The sequence below is a fragment of the Bacillus sp. PS108 genome, from assembly GCF_037963335.1.
Classification (GTDB): Bacteria; Bacillota; Bacilli; order Bacillales; family Bacillaceae; genus Bacillus; species Bacillus subtilis.
In genome coordinates, this window is record NZ_CP150155.1 from 959,144 (window position 1) to 974,789 (window position 15,646).

Consider the following 15,646-nt stretch of genomic DNA (forward strand, 5'->3'; position numbering starts at 1 on the left):
CATCTTATGGAAACGTACATTTTATCCTTAGATCAGGGGACGACAAGTTCAAGAGCGATTCTGTTTAATAAAGAAGGCAAAATTGTCCACTCTGCTCAAAAGGAATTTACACAATACTTCCCGCATCCTGGCTGGGTTGAGCATAATGCCAATGAAATTTGGGGCTCTGTCCTCGCGGTTATCGCCTCAGTCATCTCTGAATCAGGAATCAGCGCTTCTCAAATTGCCGGCATCGGCATCACGAACCAGCGCGAGACGACGGTTGTGTGGGATAAAGATACAGGAAGTCCTGTCTATAATGCAATCGTTTGGCAGTCCAGACAGACGTCCGGCATTTGTGAGGAACTTCGTGAAAAAGGATATAATGATAAATTCAGAGAAAAAACTGGGCTTTTAATCGATCCATACTTCTCCGGCACGAAGGTGAAGTGGATTTTAGACAATGTGGAAGGCGCGAGAGAAAAAGCGGAAAAAGGCGAGCTGCTGTTTGGAACGATTGATACGTGGCTCATTTGGAAAATGTCAGGCGGAAAAGCGCATGTGACCGATTACTCCAATGCCTCAAGAACACTGATGTTTAATATTTACGATTTAAAATGGGACGATGAACTGCTCGACATTCTAGGCGTACCGAAATCCATGCTCCCTGAAGTGAAGCCGTCCTCTCATGTGTATGCGGAGACTGTTGATTATCACTTCTTCGGAAAAAATATCCCGATTGCTGGAGCGGCAGGCGACCAGCAGTCCGCATTGTTCGGCCAGGCATGCTTTGAAGAAGGCATGGGGAAAAACACTTACGGCACAGGATGTTTCATGTTGATGAATACCGGGGAAAAAGCAATTAAGTCCGAACATGGGCTTTTGACAACAATCGCTTGGGGCATTGACGGAAAAGTGAACTATGCGTTAGAAGGAAGCATTTTTGTCGCAGGCTCTGCCATCCAGTGGCTTAGAGACGGTTTGAGAATGTTCCAGGATTCATCGCTAAGCGAATCTTATGCAGAAAAAGTGGATTCAACTGACGGCGTGTATGTTGTTCCAGCATTTGTCGGACTGGGAACGCCTTACTGGGACAGCGATGTGCGCGGTTCGGTTTTCGGCCTGACAAGAGGGACAACAAAAGAGCACTTTATCCGTGCGACACTGGAGTCATTGGCTTATCAGACAAAAGATGTGCTTGACGCAATGGAAGCAGATTCAAACATTTCATTAAAGACGCTTCGTGTAGACGGAGGAGCTGTGAAAAACAATTTCCTAATGCAGTTCCAAGGAGACCTGCTGAATGTTCCTGTGGAGCGCCCGGAAATTAATGAAACGACTGCACTTGGCGCGGCTTATTTGGCGGGTATCGCTGTGGGATTCTGGAAGGACCGTTCTGAAATCGCGAACCAGTGGAATCTGGATAAACGGTTTGAGCCTGAATTAGAAGAAGAAAAACGAAATGAGCTGTATAAAGGCTGGCAAAAAGCCGTGAAAGCAGCTATGGCTTTCAAATAAAGTAATACTATGGTATAATGGTTACAAGTTAATAAGAACGGTCCTGAGATGAGGAGAGACCACAGCACCAAAGTGTAAGCATGCACTTTGGCTGTTGTGGTCTCTTTTTCTATTTACCGTGACAACAAGGAGGAAACGTAATGATGAAACATCAATTTTCAAGTCTTGAAAGAGATCGCATGCTGACAGACATGACGAAAAAAACATATGACCTATTTATTATCGGAGGAGGAATTACAGGAGCCGGAACAGCTCTTGACGCGGCATCAAGGGGAATGAAGGTCGCACTAAGCGAAATGCAGGACTTTGCGGCAGGAACATCAAGCCGATCAACGAAGCTGGTACATGGCGGCTTGCGCTATTTAAAACAATTTGAAGTGAAAATGGTCGCTGAGGTAGGAAAAGAGCGGGCGATTGTGTATGAAAACGGCCCGCATGTCACTACACCGGAATGGATGCTGCTTCCATTTCATAAAGGCGGCACATTTGGTTCATTTACAACATCTATCGGGTTAAGGGTTTATGACTTCCTTGCAGGTGTGAAAAAGTCAGAACGAAGAAGCATGCTTTCAGCAAAAGAAACGCTGCAAAAAGAGCCTTTGGTAAAAAAAGACGGCTTAAAAGGCGGCGGGTACTATGTGGAATACCGCACTGACGATGCGAGACTGACCATCGAAGTCATGAAGGAAGCGGTGAAATTCGGGGCAGAGCCTGTGAATTACTCCAAAGTGAAGGAGCTTCTTTACGAAAAAGGCAAAGCCGTCGGCGTATTAATTGAAGATGTGCTGACAAAGAAAGAATATAAAGTGTATGCGAAAAAAATTGTCAATGCTACAGGCCCTTGGGTCGATCAGCTCAGAGAAAAAGACCATTCGAAAAACGGAAAGCATTTGCAGCATACAAAAGGCATTCACCTTGTATTTGACCAGTCTGTCTTTCCGCTGAAACAGGCTGTATATTTCGATACACCTGATGGCCGGATGGTATTTGCGATTCCTCGTGAAGGCAAAACATACGTGGGAACAACAGACACTGTTTACAAAGAGGCGCTGGAGCATCCGCGGATGACAACGGAGGATCGTGATTATGTCATCAAATCAATCAATTACATGTTCCCGGAACTGAATATCACTGCGAATGACATCGAATCCAGCTGGGCGGGGCTGCGTCCGCTGATTCATGAAGAAGGCAAAGATCCTTCTGAAATTTCACGGAAAGACGAGATTTGGACATCTGACTCAGGCCTGATCACCATTGCTGGCGGAAAACTGACTGGATACAGAAAAATGGCGGAGCACATCGTTGATCTTGTCCGTGATCGCTTAAAAGAAGAGGGCGAAAAGGATTTTGGACCATGTAAAACGAAAAACATGCCAATCTCTGGCGGGCACGTCGGCGGTTCGAAAAATCTTATGTCCTTCGTTACCGTGAAAACAAAAGAAGGAATTGCAGCCGGTTTATCAGAAAAAGACGCAAAACAGCTTGCGATCAGATACGGCTCTAACGTAGATCGCGTCTTTGACCGGGTAGAAGCGCTGAAAGATGAGGCCGCGAAACGCAACATTCCGGTTCATATTCTTGCTGAGGCAGAATACAGTATAGAAGAAGAGATGACTGCAACCCCTGCTGACTTCTTTGTCCGCAGAACGGGACGTTTATTTTTTGATATCAATTGGGTAAGAACATATAAAGATGCCGTTATTGATTTTATGAGCGAGCGATTCCAATGGGATGAGCAGGCGAAAAACAAACATACAGAAAACCTCAACAAGCTTTTACACGATGCGGTCGTACCGCTTGAGCAATAAATCATAACGGGCTGTCTGCAGCCCGTTATTTCTTTTTACGTGCCGAAAGGGCAAGATCTCAGGTTATCAAGTGACAGAGGCACCCGCTTCATATAAAATAATGGCATAAGCTGATACATAGGAGGACGAATATGACTTGGAGAAAGAGCTATGAACGCTGGAAACAGACAGACCATTTAGATCCGGAATTAAAAGAGCGCCTTATTGAATTAGAGGGAGATGAACAGGCCCTTGAGGACTGTTTCTATAAAGACCTTGAATTCGGTACCGGCGGAATGCGCGGGGAAATCGGCGCCGGGACAAATCGGATGAATATTTACACTGTGCGCAAAGCATCGGCCGGGTTTGCGGCATACATCTCGAAGCAAGGTGAGGAAGCGAAAAAACGGGGCGTTGTCATTGCTTATGATTCCCGCCATAAATCTCCGGAGTTCGCGATGGAAGCGGCAAAAACACTTGCAACACAAGGCATCCAAACATACGTGTTTGATGAGCTTCGCCCGACGCCAGAGCTGTCATTCGCTGTCAGACAGCTGAACGCTTATGGTGGAATTGTGGTAACGGCAAGCCATAACCCGCCTGAATATAACGGCTACAAAGTATACGGGGATGATGGCGGCCAGCTGCCTCCAAAGGAAGCGGACATCGTCATTGAGCAGGTAAACGCGATTGAAAATGAGCTGACGATCACAGTGGACGAAGAAAATAAGTTAAAAGAAAAAGGCTTAATCAAAATCATCGGTGAAGATATTGATAAAGTTTATACAGAAAAACTGACGTCCATTTCTGTACATCCTGAATTATCGGAAGAAGTAGATGTAAAGGTTGTTTTCACACCGCTGCATGGAACTGCAAATAAACCGGTCAGACGCGGTCTTGAAGCACTCGGCTACAAAAATGTAACGGTTGTCAAAGAACAGGAACTGCCGGATTCAAACTTCTCCACTGTTACATCGCCGAACCCGGAAGAGCATGCGGCATTCGAATATGCCATTAAGCTTGGGGAGGAGCAGAATGCAGATATTCTCATCGCGACAGATCCTGATGCTGACCGCCTCGGCATCGCGGTGAAAAACGATCAAGGCAAATATACAGTGCTGACAGGAAACCAAACCGGAGCGCTGCTGCTTCATTACCTGCTTTCTGAAAAGAAAAAACAAGGCATCCTGCCTGATAATGGTGTTGTTCTCAAAACGATCGTCACAAGCGAAATCGGCCGTGCTGTAGCTTCTTCATTCGGCCTTGATACGATTGATACGCTGACAGGCTTTAAGTTTATCGGTGAAAAGATCAAGGAATACGAGGCATCAGGCCAGTATACCTTCCAATTCGGTTATGAAGAGAGCTACGGTTATTTAATCGGGGATTTTGCCCGCGATAAGGACGCCATTCAGGCTGCGCTTTTGGCAGTTGAAGTTTGCGCGTTCTATAAAAAACAGGGAATGTCATTGTATGAGGCGCTCATCAATCTCTTTAACGAGTATGGTTTTTATCGTGAAGGGCTGAAATCACTGACGCTGAAAGGAAAACAAGGAGCAGAGCAAATTGAAGCGATTCTTGCTTCCTTCAGACAAAATCCGCCGCAGAAAATGGCAGGCAAACAGGTTGTCACAGCAGAAGATTACGCTGTAAGCAAACTGACGCTTCTGACTGAAAACAAAGAAGAAGCTATCGACTTGCCAAAATCAAATGTACTGAAATACTTCCTGGAAGACGGGTCTTGGTTCTGTCTTCGTCCTTCTGGAACTGAGCCGAAGGTTAAATTTTATTTCGCCGTAAAAGGGTCATCTTTGGAAGACAGTGAAAAGCGACTTGCCGTCCTTTCTGAAGATGTAATGAAGACGGTGGATGAAATTGTTGAGTCGACGGCAAAATAATTCAAGTATTAGCTGGGTCATTGTAAATGATCCGGCTTTTTCTTTTTCTCATTCAAAAGTCTGAAAGAAAATCATCCCATCAGTGAAGTAATGAAATACAAAAAACTGGTATAATCTTAAATACAAGATCAATGCCGGAGTGAGAAACGTGAGCAAAACGAGGATGGAAAAATTAAAAACGCTTAAAACGATTGCGGAAACCTTAAATCAAGGGCACGATATCAATGCAACACTGGATGAGGTTTTAAAAGAGTTGCTGAGTCTGACAAACCTTCAATCCGGATGGATTTTTCTGATCGAAGAAGATGGGTCTTATACGTTAGCGGCCGACGCTTATCTGCCCCCGGCTTTAAGCCGCAAGGAAAAAGTGCTGATGTGCGAAGGGGAGTGTTACTGCCTGACGAAATTCAATAACGGAGGGCTTAGAAAGGCTGCAAATATCATGAACTGCAAACGCATCGAATCAGCAGATAACCTGCATTGTTTTGACACAGAAGGGATTACGCATCATGCAACTGTGCCTTTAGAAGACGGGGACAGAAGATTCGGATTGTTAAATGTAGCGGCGGCCGGAAAAACCATGTTTGATGAGGAAGAGCTGCATTTACTCGAGTCTGTCGCCTTTCAGATCGGAACGGCAATCCAGCGTATGAGGCTTTCTGAATATCAACAAAAAAATGCTCTTTTAATGGAGCGTAACCGCCTCGCTCAGGAGCTTCACGATTCAGTCAATCAAATGCTGTTTTCCGTCAGTTTAACTGCCAAAGCTGCGAAGACACTAACAAAAGATGAAAATTTACAGCAGATGATTGATTTCATTCAAAACCTATCACAGGACGCGCTCGCAGAAATGAAAGCGTTAATTTGGCAGCTTCGCCCCGGAGGATTGGAAAAAGGGCTGGCTGAAGCCATTAAAAGCTATGGTGCGCTCATTGGATTGAAGATCATTTTTACACAAAAAGGCTGTCCTGTTCTGACTGATGAGCAGGAGCATATGCTATGGCGTGTCGTACAGGAAGCTTTAAATAACTGCAAAAAGCATGCCGGAACGGATACGGCATATGTTAGTCTGACTGCTTCTTTGTGCCATGCGGAGCTGGATATCATCGATCATGGGGCGGGATTTCGCTATGAAGCGCATGCCGATCTGCCTTCACTTGGCATCAAGGGTATGAAAGAGCGAGCGGAAAAAGCCGGAGCTAAGTTTTGGATTGAGTCAGCGCTTGGAACAGGAACAAAGCTGTCCATCAGGCTTCCGCTAACAAGCCGAAAAGGAGGGGCGGTATGAAAATTGTCATTGCTGATGATCATCATGTTGTCAGAAAGGGTCTGCGTTTTTTCTTTGCCACCCAGGATGATATTGAAGTCGTCGGAGAAGCTGCAACCGGAATAGAAGCTCTCCGTGTCATCGAAGAGACAAAGCCGGATCTTGTGCTAATGGATCTGTCTATGCCCGAAATGGACGGCATTCAAGCCATTAAAAAAGCAATACAGCAATTTCCGGAGACGAATATCATTGTGCTGACGAGCTACTCTGATCAGGAGCACGTCATCCCCGCGCTTCAGGCAGGCGCGAAGGCGTATCAATTAAAGGATACGGAGCCCGAGGAATTGGTGAAAACACTAAGACAAGTGCATGGTGGCGAATACAAGCTTTCTACAGCTATTATGCCCCATTTGCTAACACATATGAAAAATCAGCACGACCCGGAAAAAGAAAAATACTATCAATTAACAAGAAGGGAAAAAGACGTTCTGACTGAAATAGCGAACGGGAAAAGCAATAAAGAAATCGCAGCAGCCTTGTTTATTTCAGAAAAAACAGTAAAAACCCATGTATCGAATCTTTTAGCAAAACTTGAAGTGGCCGATCGCACGCAAGCAGCGCTTTTCGCAGTGAAATATAACCTGAATGGAGAGATCTCAAAATGAACATGTTAGTCATAAATGGCACGCCTAGAAAACATGGCAGAACAAGAATTGCAGCATCCTATATTGCAGCTCTGTATCACATGGATTTGATTGATCTAAGCGAGTTTGTATTGCCGGTTTTTAACGGTGAAGCGGATCAATCTGAACTGTTGAAGGTACAGGAGCTTAAGCAACGCGTTACGAAAGCGGATGCGATTGTATTATTATCGCCTGAATATCACAGCGGCATGAGCGGCGCTTTAAAAAATGCCTTGGATTTTCTAAGCAGCGAACAATTCAAATATAAGCCCGTTGCATTATTGGCAGTAGCGGGAGGCGGAAAAGGCGGCATCAATGCGCTGAACAATATGAGAACTGTGATGCGGGGTGTCTACGCCAATGTCATTCCGAAGCAGCTGGTGCTTGATCCGGTGCATATTGATGTTGAAAATGCTACAGTGGCTGAAAACATTAAGGAAAGCTTAAAAGAGCTTGTTGAAGAACTCAGCATGTTCGCAAAAGCAGGAAATCCCGGCGTCTAAACGCCGGGATTTGTTTATGTGAGAAGGGCTATTTGATCTTCATAAGTCAGCTCTGTGGCATGATCAATATATCGGAGAAGGGAATACAGCATCTTTTCTAAAACGGCGTAATCCTGTTCAAAATGATACGCATGCAGAAAATGCTCAATTCGTTTTGATAACAAATCGTCCTCTGTACGCACCATTAAAATTAATAAATTATCCCATTGAGAACGATGGGTGTAATAAAGCGCTTTATCGTAATCGGCATAATCCATGAATCGCTTCTCCTTTCTTGGGTGAGAAGTTCATGATTAGTTTATGCCGCATCCTCTGTTATTGACGGGGCAAAACTTGCCGTCTGCGTCAGTAAAGGGGTAGCAATATGAGGGAGACATAAAATCAAAATGCCTGAATGAAGATATCGCTTTTGGTAAACCTATGAGGGAATATATTCTGGGTACAGGAGACTGAAAAAATGAAATCCCTGCCGTATACCATCGCGCTTCTTTTTTGCGGATTGATTATCGTGTCAATGGCTGCAAAAGGTCATTCAACGGACACAGACGAGTCCGTTCAAAAGTGGGAACAGCTTGCCTGGAGCAAAATTCAGGATGAATATAAGGGCGCTTCATTTTCTGATTATGCTTATATGGGGCGTACAGAGGTGAATGATCAGCAGACGAAAGATGTCTTTCGGGTGACAGTCAGACAGAAAGATGACACTTTTTCTGTTCGGGCCGAAGTCTATTTTCATCCGGTGACAAATCATATGATCAGCATCAACGTCTTTAGGCTCTAATAAAAAACTGTACAGCCGTTAAGGCCGCACAGTTTCTATTTTTAGAAATATCGTTTTGCACCGAGATAGCGCTGTTTCCAGTAAGAGTTGTTCATATTGGAAATGACAACTCCGGAATCGTTGGCATTTATGAATTCCCCGTTGCCTAGGTAAATTCCGACGTGGGAAGGGCCGGCTTTATATGTTGTAAAGAAAACAAAATCTCCGACAGCAGGCTGGCTAACTGATTTCATTGTGTTCCAATATCCCGCTGCCGTTAATCTAGATACGGATGTGACTTTGTTCAGTACATAGTAAATGAATCCGCTGCAGTCAAACCCGGACGGTGTCGTGCCCCCCCAGCGATACGGAACCCCAAGCTGCGCTTTAGCGGCCGAAATCATTGTGTTAATCTTCGCACTCGTTGAGCTGGTGGTGTTTGAAGAACCGGATGAAGACGATGATGAAGCTTTTCCGGAAATGACCAGCTTTTGGCCAACCTGCAAGACATCCGTTTTTAAATTGTTTTTCTCACGAATCTGCTGAGCTGTTACATTAAATTTTTGAGCAATTACCCATAAGGAATCACCGCTTTTCACCGTGTATGTAGTCGTCGTGCCGGAGCTTGCATTTGACGAAGAAGACGACGATGATGAAGAGCCTGAAGATGCTTTACCTGTCAGCTTCAATACTTGTCCAACGTACAGCACATCTGATTTCAGATTGTTGATATTTCGGATTTGCTGTACAGTCAGGTTATAGTTGTTTGCGATTTTCCAAAGTGAATCACCGCTTTTAACGGTATATTTAGTTGTTGCTGAAGTTTGGTTCGATTTGGATGAATTGTCTTTAGAAGACGTATCAGAGCCGCTTGATTTTGTTTTCAACACCTGATTCACGTAAATGGTGTCTGATTTTAAGTTGTTCAAGACCTTCAATTCAGCGATGGACATATTGACTTTGTTTGCAATTTTCCAGAGTGAATCTCCAAGCTGCACCTTATATGTTCCCGTAGAAGATGAGGAACTTGAACTCTTATTAGAACTGCTTTTTGAACTGGAGCTTGAACTCTTATTAGAGTTGCTTTTTTTACTGGAACTAGAGCTTGAAGAAACTGTACCGGACACCTTTAATTTCTGCCCAGCACGAATTAAATCGCTGCTTAGTCCGTTTAATTTTTTCAGTTCCTGCACGGTCATTTTAAACTCATTTGCGATCAGCCAAAGTGAATCTCCGCTTTTCACTGTGTAAACAGAACTTCCGCTCTTCTTGGTTGTTGAGCTTGAAGTAGATGAAGAAGTGCTGGATTTGCTGCCTGGAATAGTAAGCGTCTGGCCGATCGACAGAACAGTAGTCGAAAGATGATTGGCGGATGTGAGGGCCGCCACACTTGTGTTATAGGTTTGGGCCAGTTTCCATAAAGAATCTCCGCTTTTTACCTTAATCGTTGCTGCTTCAGCTGGTGTCACTACTAAAGTTGTGCCGACAATCGCAGATGCTGTCAGCCCTGCTGCTAATTTCTTTTTCATCTTAGCTCTCCTTTTTCCCCCAATGATTTTGCATTTGCTGTTTCTTTTTTATATCGGCACATTTGTCTCATCGTTTTGCCTTTTTATAAAAATAGCCAAATTATCTTAACAATAAGGGGGAAAAAGGGCATAAAAAAGAAGGAATCTTGATCTATTCCTTCATTTTTAAAAGCTTCATGATATCTTCTTTGTTTTTGACGAGGTCGCGCAGTGTATATTTGTCTAAAACTGCGAGGTAGGCTAAAAGCGCTTCATTCAGCACATGTTTTAAGCCGCAAACCGGGGAAATAACACAGAGATTCTTGTTCGCATCAAAACATTCAACAATATTAAAATCGTCCTCCGTTTTTCTGACAACCTCACCGATGTTGATGTCTTCAGGTTCCATGCCTAATCGTATGCCGCCGCCCCGTCCGCGTATCGTTTCTACGTAGCCGAGCTGGCCGAGCCTGTATATGACTTTCATGAGATGATTTTTTGAAATAGAATACGTTTCGGCAATCTGTTTTATATTTGAAAGTTCTCCGGGACGCTCTGCAGCCAGAAAAATCAACACTCTTAATGAATAATCTGTATAATTGGTTAACTTCATAATAAGACCTCAGAATAAGACATTTTCTATATCTTATCATAATCGATTGAAAAATGAAAAAAAAGGAATTAAAAAAACATGCACCCAGCTGGGTGCATGTTTTTTGCTTACATGTCATTCGGTGGATTTTGGTTTTTTCGGTTTTTTTCGATTTCTGTGTTTTGCATTTTGCGTTCAAATGTAGACAGATAACGTGATGCAAAATCCTTACCGCCAAGGCCGAAGGATAAACCGAAAGCGAGTGCGAAGCCGCTAAGAACGATGATAAACGCGGAATTGACGATTGTCGCAGCGACACCAAGCTGATCCAGGGCCATAAAGAAAGCAAGTGCGATAATCGTATATTTAGCAATAGGCGCTAAAGACTTGAATTCCTGGCCTTTTATCATGCTTGAGAGCACTTTTCTCACCAATTCTCCTGCGTAAAGGCCGAGTCCGAGAATGAATACTGCGACAAGGACATTCGGCAGATACGCGATGATGCCAGTGGCAATTTCTACGAGGAAGTGCAGCCGAACAATTTGAAGCGCCTCAGCTGTAAAGAGCAGAATGACAATGATTTGCGCAATCATACCGACAACTTGAGACAAGGACAGCTTTGCAGGCGTTCCGGCTTCCATGCCCATTTTCCTTAAGACAGAATCAAAGCCTGCGCGATGGAGCAGTCCGGACACCATGGATTTCACCCATTTTCCTGTCCAGATACCCGCTAAAACAAGCACGATGGCAATCATGATGTTCGGAAGCATGTTTAAAATCGTATTCAGCATAGAGACAGCCGGTTTTGAAATGCCGGCGACATCCAGCTGATCAAGCGCTGAAATGACAACCGGAATCATAATCAGCACATAAGCGATTGTTCCAATGACTGCTGAAAGGCTTGTGTCTTTTAAGTAAATTGATAAACCCATACGTGCCGCGAATCTTTCCGTGCCGATGCTTGCAAGGAAATTCGTAATGATATCACGGACAAGGCGGGCAACAAGCCAGCCGATTAATACGATAAGCGCCGCTGCAAATAATTTCGGCAGAAAAGCGAGCACGCTTTCCATCATATTTGTAAAAGGACCTGAAATGCCGCTGATTTTCAAAGAAGATAAGACCCCTGGCAGAAAAACAAGCAGCACGAGATAAAAGACAATTTGTGAAGCGGTATTGACAGCCTGGTGAATATCTTTTCCTTCAGACACCAAATTCCACTTGCGCAGTTTGTCACTCGTGTTCAGCTTCATCCCGATTTTTTTGACAAGGAAGCTTAAAACAGAGGCTGCAGCCCATCCTAACAGCAGAATGAGTCCAGCTTTCAGCACGCTTGGGATCGCGGCTGCAATCGCCGAAAGCATACTGACAAACGGCGATGCCACTGTTGTCAGGTGCAAAATGTTAAAGAATAAAATAAAGACGATGATCAGTGCGATAAAATAAACGACCTTGCTTATGACTTTTTCCGAGGAATAGCGTGAAGGCTTTTTCCCAGCAAAGAGCTTGTCGTCGATTTTTGTTTTGCTGAGTCCTTTGTATACCGCTTTTTCAATGATTTTAGCAATAGCCCAGCCGATTAATAAGACGAGTAAAGCAATGATTACGTTTGGCAGCTTACTGAGATAAGAAGAAAACACGTCTGCTACATTCAATTGGTATCGCTCCTTTTTCGTAGTATGGTGTGTGTTTACCCACTTATCCAATAAGCAAACAGATGAATGTGCCGGGGGGAATTTTTTCTTGCCCGAGTGAGACTATCATCTTTTGTCTGGCGGGCTCATACATTATAGATAAGTCCAAGTAGGGGGGATTCGGTTGAACGCGGAGGAGAAGAAGGGATTACAGCGGGCAATTGAGGAAATTACCGAAATTGCAAAAGGATTCGGCCTTGATTTCTACCCGATGAGATATGAAATCTGCCCGGCTGAAATTATTTATACATTTGGCGCGTACGGGATGCCGACAAGATTCAGCCACTGGAGCTTCGGCAAGCAGTTTCACAAGATGAAGCTGCACTATGATCTAGGGTTAAGTAAGATCTATGAACTGGTCATTAACTCAGATCCATGCTACGCTTTTTTGCTGGACAGCAACTCACTGATCCAAAATAAATTGATTGTCGCACACGTTCTTGCTCATTGCGATTTCTTCAAAAACAACTGCCGTTTCCAAAACACGAAGCGCGATATGGTGGAAAGCATGGCGGCAACAGCTGAACGGATAAAACACTATGAACAGGTTCACGGGATAAAAGAAGTCGAATCTTTTTTAGATGCAATCCTTTCGATTCAGGAGCATATCGATCCGTCGTTGGTCCGACCAAAGCTCCAATGGAGTGTGGATGATGAGGAAGAGGAGATTGAAGAGGCAGCCACGCCTTACGATGATCTATGGTCATTGGATGAAAAGAAACCGAAAAAACAAGTGAAAAAATCGAAAAAACCGTTCCCGCCGCGGCCTGAAAAAGATATCCTGCTTTTTATCGAGGAGCATTCCCGGGAGCTGGAGCCATGGCAGCGTGATATATTAACGATGATGAGAGAGGAAATGCTTTATTTCTGGCCTCAGCTGGAAACCAAGATTATGAATGAGGGCTGGGCTTCCTATTGGCACCAGCGAATTATACGTGAGCTTGATTTAACCTCTGATGAAGCGATCGAGTTCGCCAAGCTGAATGCAGGTGTCGTTCAGCCGTCCAAAACAGGCATTAATCCTTATTATTTAGGGCTAAAAATATTTGAAGACATTGAGGAGAGGTACAACAACCCGACGGAGGAAATGAAGAAAATGGGCGTGCAGCCTGACTCCGGCCGGGAGAAAATGTTTGAGGTCAGGGAGATTGAATCCGATATCTCTTTCATCCGCAATTATTTAACCAAAGAATTAGTCATGCGCGAGGATCTTTATTTGTTTCAAAAACAGGGCCGAGATTATAAAATCATCGATAAACAGTGGAAGTCGGTGCGCGACCAGCTCGTAAGCATGCGGGTAAATGGCGGTTTTCCATATTTGACAGTAAACGACGGCGATTATATGAAAAATAACGAGCTCTATATTAAGCATTGGTATGAAGGAATAGAGTTAGATTTGAAATATTTGGAGAAAGTGCTCCCTTATTTATTCCAGCTTTGGGGAAGAAGCGTGCACATTGAGTCTGTGCTTGAGGATAAGGAAGTCATGTTTTCCTACGACGGAAAAGGTGTTCACCGCAGATATTTATAAAAAAGAGGATGCAGCGTTCTGCATCCTTTTTATTTTCCAGTTTTTAAAATCTTAAATATGATGTTTGCCTGGTCCGTATTGTTAATCAATCCGCGGAATTTTTCTTTTCCGGGGCCGTACGCGTATACCGGTACTTCTTCGCCGGTATGATCGGTACTCGTCCATCCGCTGTTGGAGCGAGTATTAAAAATCTTGATGATGGCTTTGTAGGCCCCTTTGCTTTTGTCAGCCTGTGCAGCTGCTTCAACGCTTTTGATTTCTTCAGATGTGACTTTCAGATTGCCATAGCGGGCGAGCACATCTTTAACCGGCTTGCCTTCACTGATTTTTTTGGCCATGAATTCAGGTGTTTTCTTAGCGGAGAGAATCGGTTCTGCGTGCCAATTTTTTTCCCCGTTTGCGCCAATGGTAAAGCCGCCGGTTGTATGGTCAGCAGTTGCAATCACAAGTGTATGTTTGTCTTTTTTCGCAAATTCAATCGCGGCTTTATAGGCCTGTTCAAAATCTTTAACCTCGCTCATGGCTCCTACTGTATCATTGTCATGGGCCGCCCAGTCAATCTGGCTCCCTTCGACCATCAAGAAAAATCCTTTTTTATTTTGGTTCAGGCGATCAATTGCTGAAACCGTCATGTCTTTGAGAGACGGTGTTTTGCTGTCACGGTCGAGCGCTTTAGCAAGCCCTTTATCTGCGAAAAGCCCGAGCACCTGCTGATCTTTATTTTTCTTCAATGCTTGTTTAGTTGTCACATAGCTGTAGCCGGCTTGTTTGAATTCCTTTGTCAAGTTTCTGTCCTTGCGGTTAAAATAAGATTTTCCGCCGCCGAGCAGCACGTCTATTTTATGTTTGCCTTTTATTTTGTCATCCATATAGCTGTTGGCGATTTGGTCCATGTTTTTCCGTGATTCATTGTGGGCGCCATATGCGGCTGGAGTGGCGTGGTTAATTTCAGACGTGGCGACAAGCCCTGTTGACTTGCCTTGCTGTTTGGCCTCTTCAAGTACAGATTTCACTTTTTTTCCGTTTTTATCGACGCCAATTGCATTGTTATATGTCTTAACGCCTGTCGCTAATGCTGTTCCGGCTGCTGCTGAATCTGTAATATTATAGTCAGGGTCATCCGGATGCGTCATCATCATGCCTGTCAGGTTCCGGTCAAATTCTGTTAACTTCGGGTTATTCGGTGTGTCACCGTTATTTTTCATGGAACGGTAGGCTCTTATGTAAGGCGTCCCCATGCCGTCGCCTATCATCACAATGACATTTCTGATCTCAGCTTTGTCTTGTTTTTTGGCGCTGGCCTTTTCTGTTTGCTGCAGCTCAGCTCCGGCAAAGATTCCAGCTGTAAGGACAGAAACAGCGGCGATTGGCAGAAATTTTGATTTCATATTTTGAAACAAATTCATTTTTTTCATGCCTCCTTTAATGTATTCCGTTTATCATGTTAGGAAAATTTTGTTAAATGCGGCTGTTGATCATGTAAACAATAAGTAAAGCCTTGTAAGGAAATGAAAAAACGCTTTTCGTTATCTTGCCTTATTTGATGTAAAGCATTCATTTTTCAGAAAAATCTTTACCTCTCTGTCTTTGCATGATATGTTTGTTTAAATAAAAAAACTGCGGATAACCGCAGCTCTCCTCGAATATTCTTTATCACTCATTTTTCCGATATGTGAGCCGACCCCGAAAGTTTTTCATTTATTTCCTTTATGTTGAAAAACATCCCATAAAACATGACAAAAGCACTCGTTTTTTGTCACCTTTGCAACGAAAATGAAATATTTAATACCCTTAAAAACTTTTTTTTAGAACGAATAATTAAGAAATTTGTCACATGAAGTCAAGACTATTTCTGATGGGAATCTATCCTTATAATAGAAATCAATAAGATTAATTAAAAAAGAGATACATATATAGAGAGTTAAC

Annotated in this window: 12 protein-coding genes and 1 pseudogene; 8 read left to right on the forward strand and 5 right to left on the reverse strand. The window is 43.7% G+C overall.

Annotated features, from left to right (window positions below; translation table 11 throughout):
- The first annotated feature begins 6 nt into the window (after window positions 1–6).
- The 6 genes from glpK (at window position 7) to yhdA (ending at window position 7,635) form a co-directional block, all read left to right on the forward strand.
- Window positions 7–1,497 (forward strand): glycerol kinase GlpK, encoded by a 1,491-nt coding sequence (gene glpK / locus NSQ16_RS04955; protein ID WP_003233384.1) that lies wholly within the window; start codon window positions 7–9, stop codon window positions 1,495–1,497.
- A gap of 140 nt (window positions 1,498–1,637) precedes the next feature.
- Window positions 1,638–3,305 (forward strand): glycerol-3-phosphate dehydrogenase, encoded by a 1,668-nt coding sequence (glpD, locus tag NSQ16_RS04960; RefSeq protein ID WP_230488415.1) that lies wholly within the window; start codon window positions 1,638–1,640, stop codon window positions 3,303–3,305.
- A gap of 131 nt (window positions 3,306–3,436) precedes the next feature.
- Window positions 3,437–5,182, forward strand: a complete 1,746-nt coding sequence (gene pgcA, locus NSQ16_RS04965) for a phospho-sugar mutase (protein ID WP_230488416.1) — start codon at window positions 3,437–3,439, stop codon at window positions 5,180–5,182.
- 148 nt (window positions 5,183–5,330) lie between these two features.
- Window positions 5,331–6,470, forward strand: coding sequence for a two-component system sensor histidine kinase YhcY (gene yhcY / locus NSQ16_RS04970; RefSeq protein WP_230488417.1), 1,140 nt, complete (start codon window positions 5,331–5,333; stop codon window positions 6,468–6,470).
- Window positions 6,467–7,114, forward strand: a complete 648-nt coding sequence (gene yhcZ / locus NSQ16_RS04975; RefSeq protein ID WP_032721230.1) for a two-component system response regulator YhcZ — start codon at window positions 6,467–6,469, stop codon at window positions 7,112–7,114. The genes yhcY and yhcZ overlap by 4 nt, the downstream gene beginning before the upstream one ends.
- Window positions 7,111–7,635: an FMN-dependent NADPH-azoreductase gene (gene yhdA, locus NSQ16_RS04980; protein WP_230488418.1), complete on the forward strand. Its 525-nt coding sequence runs from the start codon at window positions 7,111–7,113 to the stop codon at window positions 7,633–7,635. Before yhcZ ends, yhdA begins: the two co-directional genes overlap by 4 nt.
- Before the next feature lie 14 nt (window positions 7,636–7,649).
- On the opposite strand, the gene NSQ16_RS04985 is transcribed toward yhdA, so the two are convergent.
- Window positions 7,650–7,892, reverse strand: a complete 243-nt coding sequence (locus tag NSQ16_RS04985; protein ID WP_003233373.1) for a YhdB family protein — start codon at window positions 7,890–7,892, stop codon at window positions 7,650–7,652.
- Window positions 7,893–8,092: 200 nt separating this feature from the next.
- On the opposite strand from NSQ16_RS04985, the gene NSQ16_RS04990 reads away from it, so the two are divergent.
- Window positions 8,093–8,416, forward strand: a complete 324-nt coding sequence (locus NSQ16_RS04990) for a YqzG/YhdC family protein (protein ID WP_003233371.1) — start codon at window positions 8,093–8,095, stop codon at window positions 8,414–8,416.
- 41 nt (window positions 8,417–8,457) lie between these two features.
- On the opposite strand, the gene lytF is transcribed toward NSQ16_RS04990, so the two are convergent.
- The 3 genes and pseudogenes from lytF to NSQ16_RS05005 all read right to left on the reverse strand — a co-directional run bounded on the left by lytF (window position 8,458) and on the right by NSQ16_RS05005 (window position 12,283).
- On the reverse strand, window positions 8,458–9,924 hold the full coding sequence (gene lytF, locus NSQ16_RS04995; RefSeq protein ID WP_032721232.1) for a peptidoglycan endopeptidase LytF: 1,467 nt from the start codon (window positions 9,922–9,924) through the stop codon (window positions 8,458–8,460).
- A gap of 151 nt (window positions 9,925–10,075) precedes the next feature.
- Window positions 10,076–10,516 (reverse strand): nitric oxide-sensing transcriptional repressor NsrR, encoded by a 441-nt coding sequence (gene nsrR / locus NSQ16_RS05000; protein WP_014479293.1) that lies wholly within the window; start codon window positions 10,514–10,516, stop codon window positions 10,076–10,078.
- A 107-nt stretch (window positions 10,517–10,623) separates the two neighbouring features.
- Window positions 10,624–12,283, reverse strand: a pseudogene (locus tag NSQ16_RS05005) (mechanosensitive ion channel).
- Between the two features lie 30 nt (window positions 12,284–12,313).
- Between NSQ16_RS05005 and spoVR the strand changes: the two are divergent.
- Window positions 12,314–13,720: a stage V sporulation protein SpoVR gene (spoVR, locus tag NSQ16_RS05010; protein ID WP_014479295.1), complete on the forward strand. Its 1,407-nt coding sequence runs from the start codon at window positions 12,314–12,316 to the stop codon at window positions 13,718–13,720.
- Between the two features lie 29 nt (window positions 13,721–13,749).
- On the opposite strand, the gene phoA is transcribed toward spoVR, so the two are convergent.
- Window positions 13,750–15,135, reverse strand: coding sequence for an alkaline phosphatase PhoA (gene phoA / locus NSQ16_RS05015; protein ID WP_230488419.1), 1,386 nt, complete (start codon window positions 15,133–15,135; stop codon window positions 13,750–13,752).
- Window positions 15,136–15,646 lie beyond the last annotated feature (511 nt).